Genomic DNA, 15,978 nt, shown 5'->3' with positions numbered 1-15,978 from the left:
AGGCGCCCTTTCTTTTGTCTGGACGCAATTGCCAGCCTTCCAAATGCCATCCATCCACGCTGGCTCGGGCGTTTTGAAAGCCATTTGCGTTCCCTTAACTGGATTTTCTTCCAGACCACCGTAGGGCGTGTCGAAATGCGCAGCGCTCGCTCGTCGAGACAGTACGAACCGCGGAAAGCATCCGCGCTTTCAAACCTGATATTTGGAGCACACCATGAAATTCATGACGCTGGTCAAGACATCATCGACGAGCAAGACCACCTCACCGCCGCCTGCCGAACTGATGAACGCGATCATGGCGCTCGGCATGGAGGCCGCCGCCGACGGCGCCTTGGTGGAACAGGGCGGCCTGCTCCCAATAGAGCACGGCGCCACCGTCAGACTGGCTGACAACACGGTTGTTGTGATCGACGGGCCGTTTGCTGAAACCAAGGAATGGGTGGGCGGCTACGCGGTCTATGACGTGGACAGTCGCCAAGCAGCAATCGACTGGGCCTGCCGGTTTCTGGAGTTGCACAAGCAGTTCTGGCCGGGATGGGAAGGCACAGTCGAAGTCCGCCAGATCATGCAATAGCGCAGTTGGCGCGGTGCTAGCGCCCCGCGCGCTCACTATCAGCAAGCGGCGCGATTTCAGGCGGCACCACCAGCGCCTCGATATCTTCGAGTTCCTGCAACTGCAGGAATTTGACGGCAAAGCCGACATCGAGATAGCGCACCACCCGGCCAACCAGCTTGCCCACCGCCAGCGGCGTGCCGATCTCGGGCGCGTGCTGCGCCGACAGCGCGATACCGGATTTGGACACGTCAATCACGAAGCAGGGTATCCGGGATCCGTCGCCGAGCGAAATGATGGTGCGCGGGTCACGCAACTGGATGCGTTTGTGTTCGCGACGATCTTCCACCTGCTCGTAAACGCGCTTCTTCTGCCAGACGATTTTGCGGCCCAGCTTCTCCCGCGCCGCCGTATTCAACATCAGATCCATGACGAAACCGGACGGGAGCTGCCGGTTGATGCGGCCACGCAATATGCCGAAAGCATCAAAATGTGCGGTGACGACCTCCCCCTCTTCGCCCACCACCGGCCCCACCACAACAGCGGTACGTGTGGAAACCGAACACAGGCGACACGCATAGACGGGAGCTTTGTTGGCACCTGGACGCTTGCGATCCGACAGGGCGTACCGACCGGCCACGGCACCGATAAAACGGACATCGTGCCAATCATAACTGGTCCGCGGTGACAATTCACCGCAATCAACGCTCACTGACATGGGGTCCCTCTCCCATCCGCTCGCAATAAGAGCTGAGTTTTGGCATTCGTACGCAATACGAATATAAATGTAGGGACCGTTCCTTAAGACTTCTTATCCGGGAAAGATAAGGATGTAGCTAAGCAGCCACCGCAGACATCGTTCTGGTTGCTTTGGGCGCCATCAGCTTTTCCAGCAGCTCCAAAGGCTGCACTGTCAGAAACGCCACCGCAAACCCTATTTCGAGGTGACGCACAACCCGCCCCAGCAGCGCGCCGATGGCCACGGGCGTGCCTATTCCGGGTACCAGACTGGCCGATACCGCGACCCCAGACTGCGAAATATCAATGACAAAGCACGGCGACGTACTGCCATCGCCCAGCGTCATTACTGTACGGGGATGGCGCGGCAGGACACGCTTGAACTCACGTTTGTCCGGCGTATGCCGACTGACAATGATCTTCTTCCAGCGGATTTTTGCTGCCAGTCGCGCCCGACCGTCGTCTTCGAGCTCCAGATCGATCACAAAGCCACTGGCCAGTTTGCGCACCACTGACCCACGCAACATGCCGAAGTCTTGGAAGTGCGCGACAACCGGCTCAGCAAGTTGGGCCAGCACCGGCGCGACGATGACAGCCTGCACCGGCGAAACAGAACAGAGCCGACACGCCAGCACCGCAGCGCCTTCACCCGACGTCACTGGCCGCCCGGACAATATATAACGCCCGGTCACTGCGCCTACATAGCGAACATTGTTGTGCTGACCTTGCTTTTTCAAAGCTGTAATCTGTTCTGCAGCCACAACGTCTTCCCCCACACTGCGCTATGGCAAGAGATTGCTTGCGAACTCATAAACAAACCATTCACAATCGAGACGCTAAATTACTGACAGCAAAATAAAATAACTCACCCTTCTTCTTGCGACATTACTGCAAAGAACGGCTCCGGACTTTCAACCTCTACCAGTCGTCTGTTCTCGATGATCAGGAAACGGTCCCCCAGCCCCCGTACGAAACTGCGGTCATGCGACACCAACAGGCAGGTCGCGCCATGGGCCAGAATTTCGGCCTCCAGTCTTTCCTGTCCGGCGATATCAACGTGGTTGGTAGGCTCATCAAGCAGGTAAAAATTCGGTTCCTGAAGGCGCAGAGCCAGGAGCCCCAGCCGTGCCCGCTGACCAAAGGACAACTCACTGATCGGCCGTTCCTGCTTTTCCAGCGCAAAACCCGCTGTTGCCAGCAGGCTCTTGCTGCGTTGGTCGCCCTGATCATAATTGCCAGCAATAAAGTCCAGCAGCGACCCCTTCTTGGGCAGAAAGCTCATGGCTTGGTCGATATATCCGGGCACGACCTGCGGGCTCACTCGCACCCCGGCCATTTCAGCCCCCGTCATGGCGCGGTGCACCAATCCCATGAACTGCGATTTGCCAGTCCCGTTGCGCCCCAGAATGACCAGCCGGTCACCCTGAAACACGTGCAGCTTGTCGATACGGAACAGCTTTTCGTCGCTCGGCGTGTTTACCGTGACATCCTCAAATGCCAGCATCACCTTGGCTTGTGCGCCACTATTGCCTAGCCGGATGTCACCACTACGTTCCTTGTGGACCGACCGCACCGCGCTTTCGATTTTCTGGGCCCGCTCGCGCAGATATTTGGACTTCACCACCAGCAGGTCGCTGCCTGAATTGATCCCGATATTGGTCAGCTTGGCTGCCTGCTTGCGCAGCTTGCTGACCTCCTTGAGGTCTCGTTCGCGCTTGGCTTCGGCAGCTTCATCAAGTTCCGCCAGTGCCAGTCGGGCCTGGCTATAGGGCAAGGCAAACATGGCTGGGGCTTCCGGACGCAGAAACAATGTGCGCGTTGTCGTGGCGTCCAGAAACTCCCGGTCATGGCTGGCAATGACCACGGGAATATTGCGTGCGGCCTGGTTGATCCAGTTCTCGAGTTGAAACAGCTTGCCCAGATCGAGATGATTGGTCGGCTCGTCAAGCAATAACGCGTCGGGCTGCAGTACCCAGCACTGCGCGATCAACGCAATGCGCTGCCACCCGCCACTGAGTTCACGGAGCAGACGATGGCGCATGGCCTCGGGCGTCTCGAATTCGTCGAGCACCACATCAACCCGCCAACTATCTGTTTCCCGCTCGCTCTCAGGCAGCGCTGCCTGCACCATCTCGTATAGCGTCAGCCCCATGCTGGTTGCCGGCATATCCTGCTCGACATAGCCCACCCGCAGACCGCGCGAGCACACGACATCGCCCTCGCTCAACGCGCCCTGCCCGGCCATGGCGCGTAGAAGGCTTGTCTTGCCGCGCCCATTGCCAGCCACAAGGCCGACACGGTCGCCATCGCCAATGACGAAGCTCAGATTGGAGAAGAGTATTTCTGTGGCCACTAGGCCAGCATTGCGGAGGCTGATCGAACCCATTTCGTTATCTCACTGGTGGGCGCCGCACATGGGGCGCCTAAATGCCGTTAGACGGTCGTCAATGACCGCCACGAAGGGCAAACCAGAATGGGGGATACGTTAGTGCGTCCGAACCAGGTCCTGATCAGCCCTGCAGTCGAAGCCGCAGGGCGAAGACGGGGCCACGCTGACGGTGATGCCTAAAAACGATCATGCAGCCCTCCTGTCGTCTGAGTGGTTTGAACAGAGCGACAATAGCCAAGCCGGCCGCGAAAATCAATTCGCCGCCGATCAGACCAGGTAAAAGAGCGCTGATACCATTATAAGTGCCCCAATACGCGGGACAGAGAGATTGGCCAGCCGGTACGCAATACTGGAAAACCCGGCTTGCGGCCAAACACCGATAGCAACCGAACCATTCGGATTCTGATACGCAGAACTGAGATCCCGATCGGCTCGCATACGGATACTCCAAACAAAAAACCGTATGACGATTGGTCTATCAGCGCGCCTTTAAGAAAGTGCTTTCAAGAAGCAAACGGAACGTAAATCTGCCGCCCGATTCCGGGACGGTTTTGTCCCAAAGCGGCCATCAGCCAGCCGGGCGCAGCCGGGCGCGTCGCTCGATCTGGGCAGAACAGTAATTGAAATCAAGCAGATAGACCCAGTCACCCTTGGTGGCGCGCACCTGGATGTGTTTCTCGTTGGGGACATTGAGATAGATATTTGTGTACCCCAAATCGGCAACTTCCTGCCGGATCTGGTAATCGTTGAGGCAGGTTATGCGCTCGGGATAGAAGTCGGAGGCTTCATCTCCGAAGAATATCCCAAAGCTTTGCGCCTGGGCCGGCGCTGCAGCGCCCGCCCCTAATGCCAAAGCCATCATCAGCACAGCCGTAAATTTGGCCATGATCGTCTCCTTGCTGCGCCCCCGCTGCTTTTATCAATTGCCGAAATTGAACTGGAACTGAAACCCGCCGCCACTGCGACTGTGGCTGCGATAGCCGCCATCGTCGTGACGACCACCATCATAGCCACTATAGGCCCGTCCAATCCGTTGCAGGCGGTCGACCTGCCCCGTGCACTTGTCAATGCGCATGCCATAGAGCCAGTTGCCTTTGACGGCCCGCAATTCCAGGCGATCACCCGCATATTCGCCCACAATATCCACCTGGCCATAGCCATAGGCCGAAACACCCCGCACAACTTCGCGATTGGTCAGGCAGCGCATGCGATAGCCGGGATTGCCATTCCAGCTATTGTGCCGGTCATAGCGCTGATCCTGGGCCTGGCCCTGACCACCCTCGATGCGCAGCGTGAAACTGCTCTCGGCAAATGCCGGCGCAGCCACCAGACTGGATGCGCCCAATACAGCGGCGACAAGCGCGCTACGGGTGATGGTCTTGAAGGCGGCGGCAGTAAAAGCCATGTGGAAAATTCCTTTCAAGGTGTCTGACGCATTGACGTGATTGATCCCGGTCTAGTTCCATCCCCTTGAACCGCCCCGGAACCGCTCATTCATCGCGGGTTCAGCTTTGTGGGGAAACCAGTTGTGTCCGGCTCTGGCGTGCCCCGCGCCGGCAAGGCCCTCTTATATGATAGAACTCGAAAACGCCTGATTCGGGCACGAGAGACGGAACGTGCATGTCGCAAGCAGAAGATCTTTTCGGCGCAGCTGAACCCTCAACTCAGCCGCAAGTCAGCCAGCCTCAGCCTGCCACACCTGCAGCCAAAACGCCAAGCGCGGCGGCTGCGGCGGGCTCTTACTCGGCCTCCGATATTGAAGTCCTTGAAGGACTTGAGCCCGTTCGTCGGCGCCCCGGCATGTATATTGGCGGGACCGACACCAACGCGCTGCACCACCTGTTTGCCGAAGTCATCGACAACTCCATGGACGAGGCCATTGCCGGCCACGCCACCCGCATTGAGGTGCATCTGGGCACCGATGGTTATGTCACGGTGACCGATAACGGCCGCGGCATCCCCGTCGAACCGCATCCCAAGCAGCCCGAAATTTCCACCCTGGAACTGGTGCTGACCAAGCTCCATGCCGGCGGCAAGTTCGACTCCAAGGCCTATGAAACCTCCGGCGGCCTGCACGGCGTCGGCGTCTCGGTGGTCAACGCGCTCTCTGACGACCTCACAGTCGAGGTCGCCCGCGACCAGATGCTCTATCGCCAGAGCTATTCGCGTGGCAAACCCGTGACGGCGCTGGAAACCGTTGGTCGGGTCAATAACCGTCGCGGCACCACCACCCGCTTCCATCCCGACGCCCAGATTTTCGGCGACGCCGCCCACTTCTCGGCAGCCCGTCTGTTCCGCATGACCCGGGCCAAGGCCTATCTGTTTGCCGGTGTCGAGCTGCGCTGGAGCTGCGACGAGGAACTGGCATCCGACGACGCTCCCGCCAAGGCCGTGTTCCATTATCCCAATGGCCTCAAGGACTTCATGCTTGCCCGCATCGAGGGCGAGACCCGCATCGTCGATGATCTGTTCGCCGGCAGCCACGGCAAGCCTGGCACGCACGGCGCGGTCGAATGGGCCATCTCCTGGACGCTGGGCGATGGCGGCATGTCATCCTACTGCAACACCGTGCCAACCCGCGATGGCGGCACCCATGAAGCAGGTCTGCGGACGGCCCTGCTGCGCGGCCTCAAGGGCTATGCCGAACTCACCAAGAACAAGGCGGCCGCCAATCTGACCGCCGAAGACATCTTCGCCCACTGCAACACCATGCTCTCGGTGTTTGTGCGTGAACCCGAATTTGTCGGCCAGACCAAGGACAAGCTGGCCTCTGGCGAAGCCACCCGCATTGTCGACAGCGCCGTGCGCGACGCTTTTGATCATTGGCTCGCCGCCTCCCCCAACCAGGCGGGCAAACTGCTCGACTGGGCCGTGGAGCGCGCCGAGGAACGGCTGCGCCGCCGCAAGGAAAAAGAGATCGATCGCGCCAGCGCCACGCGCAAGCTGCGCCTGCCCGGCAAGCTGGCCGATTGCACACAGACGGCCGCCCAGGGCGCTGAACTGTTCATCGTCGAGGGTGACTCGGCTGGTGGCAGCGCCAAGCAGGCCCGCAGCCGCGCCAGCCAGGCCGTGCTGCCGCTGCGCGGCAAGATCCTCAATGTCGCCGGCGCCAGTCGCGAGAAGATGGCGGCCAGCCAGTTGATTTCCGACATGATCCAGGCGCTGGGCTGTGGCACCCGCGATCGCTATCGCGAGGAAGACCTGCGCTACGACAAGATCATCATCATGACCGATGCCGACGTCGACGGCGCCCATATTGCAGCCCTGCTGATGACCTTCTTCTTCCAGGAGATGCCAAAGCTCATTGATGGCGGTCACCTGTTCCTGGCCATGCCGCCGCTCTATCGCATCAGCCAGGGCGGCAAGACCCTTTATGCCCGCGATGATGAGCACCGGGCCGAACTGATGGCCACCGAGTTCACCGGCAAGGGCAAGATCGACACCACCCGCTTCAAGGGCCTGGGCGAGATGCCATTCGCCCATCTGCGCGAAACCACCATGTCGGTCAAAAGCCGCACACTGTTGCAGGTAAAGGTGCGCGATGATTTGGACGCCACCCGCGTCAGCGTGGATCGTCTGATGGGGACCAAACCCGAAGCGCGCTTCGACTTCATTCAGGAGAATGCTGCCTTCGTCACCGACCTCGATATCTAGCGTCAATAGTGTTGCGACCCACTCATGGTTCGCGACAGGCGCCAGAACAACTGACCTGCAAGGAACGCCTATTAAGGCTAAACGGCGCAAGACCGTTGACAGATAAGGCCTTTGCGCTATGGTCCGCGCCGCTGGGGCATTCTGCTTGACGGCCTGTCACATTGACTGTGCCCGCCTTTGCTACAGTGCCTCAGGGCCACTCCGTCGTACCTGCACTAGGTGCATCCCGTTCGGTGGCCATCCCAGTTGTGGATGCTTTTTGCAGCCGCGGTTTCGCGCCACAACTGACCATCCCGGCGCACCGTTCGAATGTCTCGGACTGGACTTGGCCCCGGGCTTCGCCTCACACGTGGATTACCCAATTTGACTGACGATTTTTCCGAGCTCGGCCTATCAACCAAAGTAACCGATGCGGTCACCGCGGCGGGCTACACCAAGCCGACCGAAATCCAGGCTCAGGCTATTCCCCATGTCCTTCAGAAAAAGGACATTATCGGCATCGCTCAGACCGGCACCGGCAAGACGGCTTCGTTCGTTCTGCCCATGCTGACGCTGCTCGAAAACGGCCGTGCCCGTGCCCGCATGCCCCGTACGCTTATTCTGGAGCCGACGCGCGAACTCGCTGCGCAGGTTGCCGAGAACTTTGAGAAATACGGCAAGAACCATCGCATCTCGATGGCCCTGATCATTGGCGGCGTTTCCTTCGAAGAGCAGAACAAGAAGCTCGATCGTGGCGTGGACGTGCTGATCGCAACGCCCGGGCGCCTGCTTGACCAGATCGAGCGGGGCAAGATCATGCTCAACGGCGTCGAGATCCTGGTGATCGACGAAGCCGACCGCATGCTCGACATGGGCTTTATCGACGACATCGAAAAGATCTGTGGCCGCCTGCCGCCACGCCGTCAGACCATGCTGTTCTCGGCCACCATGTCCAAAGAGATCGAGCGGCTGACCAAGAAATTCCTCAAGGACCCGGTTCAGATTCAGGCCTCGCGCCAGAGCTCGACCGCTGACACCATTGATCAGAAACTGATCCGTGTTGGCTCCAAGCCCGATGAAAAGCGCGCCGCTTTGCGCGATCGCATCAAGGCTGCCGACGGTCTGACCAATGCCATCATCTTCTGCAATCGCAAGCGCGATGTGGCCACCCTGGCCCGCTCGCTGGAGCGCCATGGTTTCAGCGCTGGCGCCCTGCACGGCGATATGGACCAGAAGAGCCGCACCGAAACGCTTGATGCGTTCAAGAACGATCGTTTGACCCTTCTGGTGGCCAGCGACGTTGCGGCCCGCGGTCTCGATATTCCGGCCGTGAGCCACGTCTTCAATTTCGACGTGCCCGTGCACGCCGAAGACTATGTGCACCGCATCGGTCGTACCGGTCGTGCCGGTCGCTCGGGTGTTGCCTATACGCTGGTTGGTCCTGCCGACAGCAAGCACCTGGACGCCATCCTCAAGCTGATCGAAAAACCCATCGAGTATCTCGATGATGCCGGCAAGCGCCCGGCAGCGCCCGCTGCATCCGCCGATGCAACCGAGGATCGCCCTGCCCGTCCGGCCCGTACACGCCGGGGCGGCCCACGTACCCGCGCACAGGCCGAAGCGGCCGCATCTGAAGCCGCAGCCACCACGCCGGCAGCTGCACCGGAAGCCAGCGAAACCGATACCTCCGAAACCCGTCCAGCGCGTTCGCGCCGCGGTGGTTCGCGCACCCGGCCGCCCGCCGAAGCTGCCGAGCCCAAGGCCGTCGAGGCAGCTTCCGAACCGGCTCCGGCACAGGAAGCCAAGGCAGAGGAAGCCGCCGAGTCCCGCCCCACACGGGGTCGCAATCGGCGTCCTGCTGAAAAGCGCGAGACTGAAACCGTGACCGACAGCAGTTCGCCTTTTGGCAATGACGGTCCTATTCCAGCCTTCCTGCTTCGCTCTGCGCGCATCGACCCCTAGTCTATCTATACGCAAGACTGCGCAGTTATTGGGTTTTATTGACCCAGTGCTGTTGTGTTTATTAGGGGCATTGAGGTAGTTATCGACAATGACTCGGGGGGCGCTTGCTTTGGCGCTACCGGTTGCGGCACCACGGCGCAAGAGGGAAGAGTTGTCGGATCAGGAATTCAAACGGGCACTTGGTTACGCCAACTCAGCATTTGAACTGCTGAAGCGTAGCGGCATTCCGCCCTACCCTCAGTTTTATGAACTGCTGTATACCTATGCCACGGGTGTAAACCCGACGTTGAACAGCCGCATCAACGAAATGTTTCGCAATGGCGGGTCCCCGACCGAGGGACTTGCCGAGGCGCTCTACAACGAATTCCTCAAATCCAACGTCAACGACCGCATGACTGCTGTCTCCAAGCGCATGCACGACCGCATCGAGGCCGTGCACGACGCCATCGACAGCGCCATGACCACGGCCAATGCCTATTCTGGCTCGTTGCAGTCCGCCGGTGGCGACCTGGAACGCGAGATTTCCGCTGCAGCAATCAAGGCGCTTTCCGCCAAACTGCTGGCTGAAACCCGCATGATGCAGGAAACCAACCGGTCTCTGGAACAGAAACTGCAGGATTCGCGCGACGATATCGCCGCCCTGCAGCGCGATCTGGACGATGTGCGCCGCGAGTCCATGCTCGACCCGCTCACCAAGATAGCCAATCGCAAGAGCTTTGACGAAGGCCTCGATACTGCGATCGCCGAAGCCAGCAGCAGCAAAGAGCCTTTGAGCCTGATGCTGGTTGATATCGATCACTTCAAGAACTTTAACGACACCTATGGTCACCAGACCGGCGACCAGGTGCTGCGCCTCGTCGCCATGACGTTGAAGTCCAATATCAGGGGCAAGGATCTTGCCGCGCGCTACGGTGGCGAGGAGTTCGTTGCCGTATTGCCGTTCACCGATATCGAAGGCGCCATCACCACAGCCGAGAACATCCGCCGGGCCATTCAGGCCAAGGAACTGCTCAAGCGCTCCACCAATGAGAAGCTTGGTCGCATCACCGCCTCGTTCGGTGTCGCCACGTTCCGGCGCTCAGACACGGCCGCCTCGCTGATCGAACGCGCCGATCGCTGCCTGTACGCCGCCAAGCATGCAGGCCGCAACCGGGTGATCAACGAACAGGAACTGGTCAACGCCATTCCCGCGACCGGCAAAGGCAAGGCCTCGGCGGCCTGATCTAGTCTGCCGCCGTCAGTTGCACACCAAGACCCGCCAGCATGTCCCAATAGGCCGGATAGGTCTTGCCCGTGCATGCGGGGTCCAGGATGACGATCCCGGGCACACGCAGCCCCGCCAGGGCGAAGCTCATGGCAATCCGGTGATCATGATAGGTCTCGATTTTCACCCGGCTGTTGCGGTCCGCCAGCTTGCTGGCGAGGTCGGGATCGGACGCGACCAGCAGATCATCGCCCTCCTCGATCCCCAGCCCCGGCAGAATGCGCGACAGCTCCGTCGCCACCGCATGCACCCGGTCAGTTTCCTTGACACGCAGATTGGCGATACCGACAAACCGCACGGGATAATTGTTGAACGCTGCCAGCACCGCCAGGGTCGGCACCGCATCCTGCATTTGCGAGCCGTCGATCACGGCCGGCATATTGGGAAACAGTGCTATAACAGCCTGTGCAGCAGCATCGGGCTGAGTGAAGGCGTCCGCCTCAACCCCGAGGTCAATATCGCCGCCAGTGAGCGCCGCTGCGCCCCATAGATAGGTTGCCGCCGACGCGTCGGGCTCAATCAGCAGGTCGGTGGCCGTGTAACCGGTGGGTTCAACCCGCCAAGTGCCCGCATCGACCTGTTCGACCACCGCGCCAAAGCTGCGCATGGCAGCCAGCGTCAGATCGACATAGCCGCGCGCGCCGATATCGCTGCCCGTCAGGGCGATCTCGACTGGACCATCGCCCAGCGGCGCCGCCATCAGCAGTGCTGAAACATATTGGCTGGAAAGCCCGCCATCGATTTCGACCCGGCCCTGGCCAAAGCTGCCCTTGCCCACAATGGTCACCGGCGGGCAGCCTGTCGGACAGCTCGCCTCAATGCCCAGTGACACCAGCGCGTCGACCAGTGGCCCAATCGGACGCACCTGCATCTCTTCGTCACCATTAACAATGACCGTGCCGTTCACCGTGGCCACCGCAGCGGTCAGAAACCGCGTTGCCGTGCCCGCATTGCCCAGGAAAAGTGGTCCCTCGGGCGCTTGCAGCCGGCCCGAACTGGTGACCACGAAACTGGTGGCGTCGGGCTCTTCGACGCTGACACCCATCTGGCGCAGCGCCGCCGCCATCAGCACGGTGTCCTTGCTCTTGAGCGCGCCGGTGAGATGGCTGGTGCCATTGGCCAGCGCCGCGAGCAGCAAGGCCCGGTTGGTGATGGATTTCGAGCCTGGCGGGGACACGCGGCCCACAAGCGGATGGGATGGCGGCGTAATCGCGAGAGCCGCGGGCAGAGCAGTCATGAATGGTCTCAGGGGCTGGAGCCAAAATGCTCAGACCTGTTAGGCCATACCGCCCCGCCGTGCAACCAGCGCTAGGCGGTGGCGCGCGCCTCGGCGATGGCCTTGAGGTCAGCGGGCTTGAGCTGCACGCTCTCGCCACAACCGCATTCCCCGGTCTGGTTGGGATTGCGGAAAGTGAAACCGGCGCTCATCTTGGATTCTTCGAAATCCATCATCGTGCCAAGCAGGAACATCGTCGCCTTGGGCTCGACATAGACCTCAACGCCCTTGTCGCTGACATGGTCGTCACCGGCCACCGGCTCGCTCACATAGTCAAGCGTATAGGCCATGCCCGCGCAGCCGGCATTCTTGACGCCGACACGCACGCCGATCACGGGCTTGTCGGAATCTTCGATGATTTCGCGGATTCGCTCTGCAGCGGCATCACTCAGCGACATGATCTTGAAGGCCATAGGCGGAAATCTTTCTATCGGCGTTTCACGATATATAGGTCTGACCGGCCGAAATTACCACCAGTTCAACGCAACTTGAGCTTCTTCGCTCATGCGGGTGGCATCCCAGGGGGGATCAAACACCATATTGACGGTGACGTCCTGAATGCCCTCGACGCTGCGCGCGGCATTTTCCACCCAGCCCGGCATTTCGCCAGCTACCGGACAGCCCGGCGCGGTCAGCGTCATGTCGATCACCAGATTGCGGTCGTCATCCAGATCAACCTTGTAGATCAGGCCCAGCTCATAGATATCGACCGGAATTTCCGGATCATAGACGGTCTTGAGCGCCCCGATCAGATCGGAGGTGATGCGCTCCACCTCGGATTCGGGCAGATCGCCGCCAATGGTCGGCTGAACGCCCGCCACAGGCAGTGCCGGTGCTGGCGCGATCTGGGATTCGTCGATGCTCGTCTCGTCAGTCTTGGCGTCGTCGGTCATTCAAAAGTCCTCGCTGTTACGCGAAAAAGGTCATGGCGCGTTCAATGCCGTCCACCAGAGCGTCCACATCGTCCTTGCCGTTATATAGGGCGAACGAGGCACGGCAGGTAGAGGTGACACCAAAACGTTTGAGCAGCGGCTGGGCGCAATGCGTCCCGGCCCGCACGGCGATGCCATAGCGATCCAGGATCGTCGAGACGTCGTGGGCATGCGCCCCCTTGATCTCAAACGAGAAAATCCCGCCCTTGCCCGGCGCGGTGCCAATCATGCGCAGCGAATTGATCCGGCTCAGCCGCTCGGCGGCATAGGCAGCCACCTCGGCCTCGTGGACCGCAATCGCGTCCTGCCCCAGATCGGTGATGTATTTCAGCGCTGCACCCAGCCCGATGCCCTGCACGATCGGCGGGGTACCAGCCTCGAAGCGATGCGGCGGCTCGTTATAGCTCACCTCGTCCAGGCTGACCGTATCGATCATCTCGCCGCCACCCTGATAGGGCTGCATTTCGGCCAGCAGGTCATACTTGCCATACAGCACACCGATCCCGGTGGGGCCGTACAGCTTGTGCCCGGTCATGATGTAGAAATCAGCATCCAGATCCTGCACATCGACCTTGGTGTGCACGGCGCCCTGGCTGCCATCGATCAGCACCGGAATGCCGCGCGCATGGGCGATCTCGATAACCTGCTTGATCGGCGTCACCGTGCCCAGAACATTGGACATATGGGTAACCGCAACGATACGCGTCCGGTCACTCAGTGAGGCCTCGAAGGCCTCCAGATCAAAACTGCCATCATCGCGTACATCGACCCATTTGATCACCGCACCCTTGCGTTCGCGGTGAAAGTGCCACGGCACGATATTGGAGTGGTGCTCCATGATCGAGAGCACGATTTCGTCACCCGCGCTGATGCGCGGCCCGGCAAAGGACGACGCCACCAGATTGATCGCCTCGGTCGCCGAACGGGTGAAGATGATTTCCTCGACCCGGCCCGCATTCAGAAACGCCCTTGTGGCCTCGCGACCGCCCTCATAGGCCTCAGTGGCCCGGTTGGCCAACGTATGCAGGCCCCGGTGGACGTTGGCGTATTCGTGGCGGAACGCATAATCCATCCGATCAAGCACTTGCACTGGCTTCTGCGCCGATGCACCGCTGTCCAGATAGACCAGACGCTTGCCGTGGATGACTTCCGACAGGATCGGAAAGTCCGCCCGGACTGTATCGAGATCGAAAGCCATCAGGCCCCCAGCAACCAGCCATCAACAATGCCTGTCAGGGCTTCGTTGAGCTCTTCATCTTCGATCGGGTCGAGCACTTCCTCGATGAAGCCGCGCACCAGCATGGTCTCGGCTTCAGCCTTGGGAATGCCGCGGCTCATCAGGTAGAACATGGAGTCTTCGTCCAGCTCGCCACAGGTCGAGCCATGACCGCACACCACGTCATCGGCATAGATTTCCAGCTCAGGCTTGCTCAGGATCTCGGCTTCGTCCGAGAGCATAAGCCCCTGCATCATCATCTTGGCGTCGACCTTCTGGGCGTCGCGGTCGACAACGATCTTGCCCTGGAACACCGCCTTGGACCGCCCACGGGCGATCTGCTTGTACATTTCCTGGCTGGTCGTGTTGGCCACGCCGTGCCGGATATCGATCGTGATGTCATTGTGCTGACCGTCTTCGACCAGGTTGAGCCCGGTAAAGTCGGCATGGGCACCTTCGCCGGCAAAGCGGGCGAACACCTGCGAGCGCGACAGCGCCGCACCGGCATGGATCGTCAGCGTGCGCAGCTTGGCGCCTTCGGCCAGCTGATACTCATTGGTCGCGAAGTGCGTGGTCGCCTTGGCCGACAGATCAACGGTGATATGGGTCACCACCGCATTTTTGCCAACTGCCAGATAGGTCGCGTGATTACCCACATGGGCGGCATCGGAGCCCGAGAAGGTCTCCAGGATTACCGCCGAGGCATTGTCTGCCACAAAGATCTTCAGCGAATCCGCCACATGGGCTGCTTCGCCTTCGGCACGGCGATCAATCTGGATCACCGGATCAACACTGTTCTCCAGCGTCAGCGTCAGGCTTTCCTTGGCCAGCGCCCCATTGAGATGCACCAGCACGTCGTCGCGCGTGCTCAGCACGCCACCCTCGGCCTTGCCGACGATCACGCCAGCGGGCGCCGTGGTCGCGGACTGCACCACGCCATTGGCAATCATCAACCGGTAGGCGCCGGGAACACGCAGCGCCGGGGCGCTGGCTTCGTTGGCGGCCTGTGCCAGCGGGGGCACGGCTTTAAGCAGCGTCTTGAGGTCGGTATAGTGATAGCTCTCGACCCGGCGCGTCGGCAGGCCCGCAACGGTCATCCGTTCGGCTTCTGCGGTCGCACCCACGCTGTTGAGCTGGGCGATCAATGTATCTTCGGCTGCACCGAGCCGGACGGGCATGGTCTGTCTCATGATCAGGCCGCCGCGCCGTCGAAGTCGGCATAGCCCTTGGCTTCGAGCTTGAGTGCCAGATCCTTGTCGCCGCTTTCGACAATCTTGCCATCGCTGAACACATGCACCACGTCAGGCACGATGTGGTTAAGCAGGCGCTGATAGTGCGTGATCACCAGCATCGAGCGACCCGCAGTCCGCAGCGCGTTCACGCCCTTGGAAACGACCTGCAGCGCATCGATATCGAGGCCCGAATCTGTCTCGTCGAGAATGCACATCTTGGGCTCGAGCAGCGCCATCTGCAGCACTTCGGCGCGCTTCTTCTCGCCGCCCGAAAAGCCAACATTGAGCGGACGCTTGAGCATGGCGGTGTCGATCTGCAGATCGGTGCCGGCAGTCTTCACCGTGCGCATGAAATCGGGGGTGCTCATCTCGGCTTCGCCGCGTGCCTTGCGCTGGGCGTTCATGGCGGCCTTGAGGAAGGTCATGGTTGCCACGCCGGGAATTTCGATCGGGTACTGGAAGGCCAGGAACAGGCCGGCCGCAGCGCGCTCGGCCGGGTCCATGTCCAGCAGGTTCTCGCCGTCGAGCAGCACTTCGCCCTCGGTGATCTCATAGTCTTCCTTGCCGGCCAGCACATAGCTCAGCGTCGACTTACCCGAACCATTGCGGCCCATCACGGCGTGCACTTCGCCGGGCGGAATGATCAGGTTCACGCCCTTAAGGATTTCACGATCTTCGATACGCGCATGCAAATTGCGGATTTCAAGGATTGGAGTGGTCATCTTGTCTGCTCTTTCCGGCACTGCTGCCGTCCGTTTGTGCGGGGCAATGCCCCCAATTGCG

15 protein-coding genes are annotated in these 15,978 nt (G+C 60.5%); 4 read left to right on the top strand and 11 right to left on the bottom strand.

The annotated features are described in order from the left end of the window. The first annotated feature begins 214 nt into the window (after positions 1–214). On the top strand, positions 215–574 hold the full coding sequence (locus AC0L37_RS07615) for a YciI family protein (protein ID WP_282221544.1): 360 nt from the start codon (positions 215–217) through the stop codon (positions 572–574). A gap of 16 nt (positions 575–590) precedes the next feature. Here AC0L37_RS07615 and AC0L37_RS07610 read toward each other — a convergent pair whose 3' ends face one another. From AC0L37_RS07610 to AC0L37_RS07590, 5 genes are all read right to left on the bottom strand, one after another. Beyond that, the gene (locus AC0L37_RS07610) at positions 591–1,271 is read right to left on the bottom strand and encodes a PilZ domain-containing protein (protein ID WP_212657791.1); all 681 of its coding nucleotides are present in this window, start codon (positions 1,269–1,271) and stop codon (positions 591–593) included. A gap of 118 nt (positions 1,272–1,389) precedes the next feature. After that, positions 1,390–1,965 (bottom strand): PilZ domain-containing protein, encoded by a 576-nt coding sequence (locus tag AC0L37_RS07605; RefSeq protein ID WP_282221545.1) that lies wholly within the window; start codon positions 1,963–1,965, stop codon positions 1,390–1,392. Between the two features lie 191 nt (positions 1,966–2,156). Next, positions 2,157–3,677, bottom strand: a complete 1,521-nt coding sequence (locus AC0L37_RS07600) for an ATP-binding cassette domain-containing protein (RefSeq protein WP_282221546.1) — start codon at positions 3,675–3,677, stop codon at positions 2,157–2,159. Between the two features lie 571 nt (positions 3,678–4,248). Continuing rightward, positions 4,249–4,566: a hypothetical protein gene (locus AC0L37_RS07595; protein WP_282221547.1), complete on the bottom strand. Its 318-nt coding sequence runs from the start codon at positions 4,564–4,566 to the stop codon at positions 4,249–4,251. Positions 4,567–4,599: 33 nt separating this feature from the next. After that, on the bottom strand, positions 4,600–5,085 hold the full coding sequence (locus AC0L37_RS07590; protein WP_282221548.1) for a hypothetical protein: 486 nt from the start codon (positions 5,083–5,085) through the stop codon (positions 4,600–4,602). A 215-nt stretch (positions 5,086–5,300) separates the two neighbouring features. Between AC0L37_RS07590 and parE the strand changes: the two genes are divergently transcribed. From parE to AC0L37_RS07575, 3 genes are all read left to right on the top strand, one after another. After that, entirely contained in the window at positions 5,301–7,334 is a 2,034-nt protein-coding gene (gene parE, locus AC0L37_RS07585) for a DNA topoisomerase IV subunit B (protein ID WP_282221549.1), read from the top strand. Positions 7,335–7,697: 363 nt separating this feature from the next. Further along, a complete protein-coding gene (locus AC0L37_RS07580; RefSeq protein ID WP_282221550.1) occupies positions 7,698–9,275 on the top strand; it encodes a DEAD/DEAH box helicase in 1,578 nt (525 codons plus the stop codon). Positions 9,276–9,426: 151 nt separating this feature from the next. Further along, the gene (locus tag AC0L37_RS07575; protein ID WP_269368604.1) at positions 9,427–10,497 is read left to right on the top strand and encodes a GGDEF domain-containing protein; all 1,071 of its coding nucleotides are present in this window, start codon (positions 9,427–9,429) and stop codon (positions 10,495–10,497) included. A 1-nt stretch (position 10,498) separates the two neighbouring features. Here the strand turns inward: AC0L37_RS07575 and aroA are convergent, their stop codons facing one another. From aroA to sufC, 6 genes are all read right to left on the bottom strand, one after another. Beyond that, the gene (aroA, locus tag AC0L37_RS07570) at positions 10,499–11,776 is read right to left on the bottom strand and encodes a 3-phosphoshikimate 1-carboxyvinyltransferase (protein WP_282221551.1); all 1,278 of its coding nucleotides are present in this window, start codon (positions 11,774–11,776) and stop codon (positions 10,499–10,501) included. 71 nt (positions 11,777–11,847) lie between these two features. Continuing rightward, the gene (locus tag AC0L37_RS07565) at positions 11,848–12,228 is read right to left on the bottom strand and encodes a HesB/IscA family protein (RefSeq protein ID WP_212657782.1); all 381 of its coding nucleotides are present in this window, start codon (positions 12,226–12,228) and stop codon (positions 11,848–11,850) included. Positions 12,229–12,282: 54 nt separating this feature from the next. Continuing rightward, positions 12,283–12,708 carry an SUF system Fe-S cluster assembly protein gene (locus tag AC0L37_RS07560; protein ID WP_249327595.1) on the bottom strand — a complete coding sequence of 142 codons (426 nt, stop codon included), beginning with the start codon at positions 12,706–12,708 and terminating at the stop codon, positions 12,283–12,285. A 16-nt stretch (positions 12,709–12,724) separates the two neighbouring features. Continuing rightward, a complete protein-coding gene (locus tag AC0L37_RS07555) occupies positions 12,725–13,945 on the bottom strand; it encodes a cysteine desulfurase (RefSeq protein WP_282221552.1) in 1,221 nt (406 codons plus the stop codon). Further along, on the bottom strand, positions 13,945–15,141 hold the full coding sequence (gene sufD / locus AC0L37_RS07550) for a Fe-S cluster assembly protein SufD (RefSeq protein WP_269368608.1): 1,197 nt from the start codon (positions 15,139–15,141) through the stop codon (positions 13,945–13,947). Before sufD ends, AC0L37_RS07555 begins: the two co-directional genes overlap by 1 nt. Before the next feature lie 14 nt (positions 15,142–15,155). After that, positions 15,156–15,905 carry a Fe-S cluster assembly ATPase SufC gene (gene sufC / locus AC0L37_RS07545; RefSeq protein WP_282223005.1) on the bottom strand — a complete coding sequence of 250 codons (750 nt, stop codon included), beginning with the start codon at positions 15,903–15,905 and terminating at the stop codon, positions 15,156–15,158. Positions 15,906–15,978 lie beyond the last annotated feature (73 nt).

It is taken from the genome of Devosia sp. J2-20 (assembly GCF_055808475.1).
The sequence above is the reverse complement of the archived record's forward strand: the minus strand, read 5'-3'. Positions and strand labels throughout refer to the sequence as shown.

Excerpts from the sequence above, each read along its gene's own strand:
- AC0L37_RS07590 (WP_282221548.1), bottom strand. The coding sequence starts at position 5,085 with ATGGCTTTTACTGCCGCCGCCTTCAAGACCATCACCCGTAGCGCGCTT.
- AC0L37_RS07565 (WP_212657782.1), bottom strand. The coding sequence starts at position 12,228 with ATGGCCTTCAAGATCATGTCGCTGAGTGATGCCGCTGCAGAGCGAATC.
- AC0L37_RS07560 (WP_249327595.1), bottom strand. The coding sequence starts at position 12,708 with ATGACCGACGACGCCAAGACTGACGAGACGAGCATCGACGAATCCCAG.
- aroA (WP_282221551.1), bottom strand. The coding sequence starts at position 11,776 with ATGACTGCTCTGCCCGCGGCTCTCGCGATTACGCCGCCATCCCATCCG.
- AC0L37_RS07610 (WP_212657791.1), bottom strand. The coding sequence starts at position 1,271 with ATGTCAGTGAGCGTTGATTGCGGTGAATTGTCACCGCGGACCAGTTAT.
- sufD (WP_269368608.1), bottom strand. The coding sequence starts at position 15,141 with ATGCCCGTCCGGCTCGGTGCAGCCGAAGATACATTGATCGCCCAGCTC.
- parE (WP_282221549.1), top strand. The coding sequence starts at position 5,301 with ATGTCGCAAGCAGAAGATCTTTTCGGCGCAGCTGAACCCTCAACTCAG.
- AC0L37_RS07555 (WP_282221552.1), bottom strand. The coding sequence starts at position 13,945 with ATGGCTTTCGATCTCGATACAGTCCGGGCGGACTTTCCGATCCTGTCG.
- AC0L37_RS07595 (WP_282221547.1), bottom strand. The coding sequence starts at position 4,566 with ATGGCCAAATTTACGGCTGTGCTGATGATGGCTTTGGCATTAGGGGCG.
- AC0L37_RS07615 (WP_282221544.1), top strand. The coding sequence starts at position 215 with ATGAAATTCATGACGCTGGTCAAGACATCATCGACGAGCAAGACCACC.
- AC0L37_RS07600 (WP_282221546.1), bottom strand. The coding sequence starts at position 3,677 with ATGGGTTCGATCAGCCTCCGCAATGCTGGCCTAGTGGCCACAGAAATA.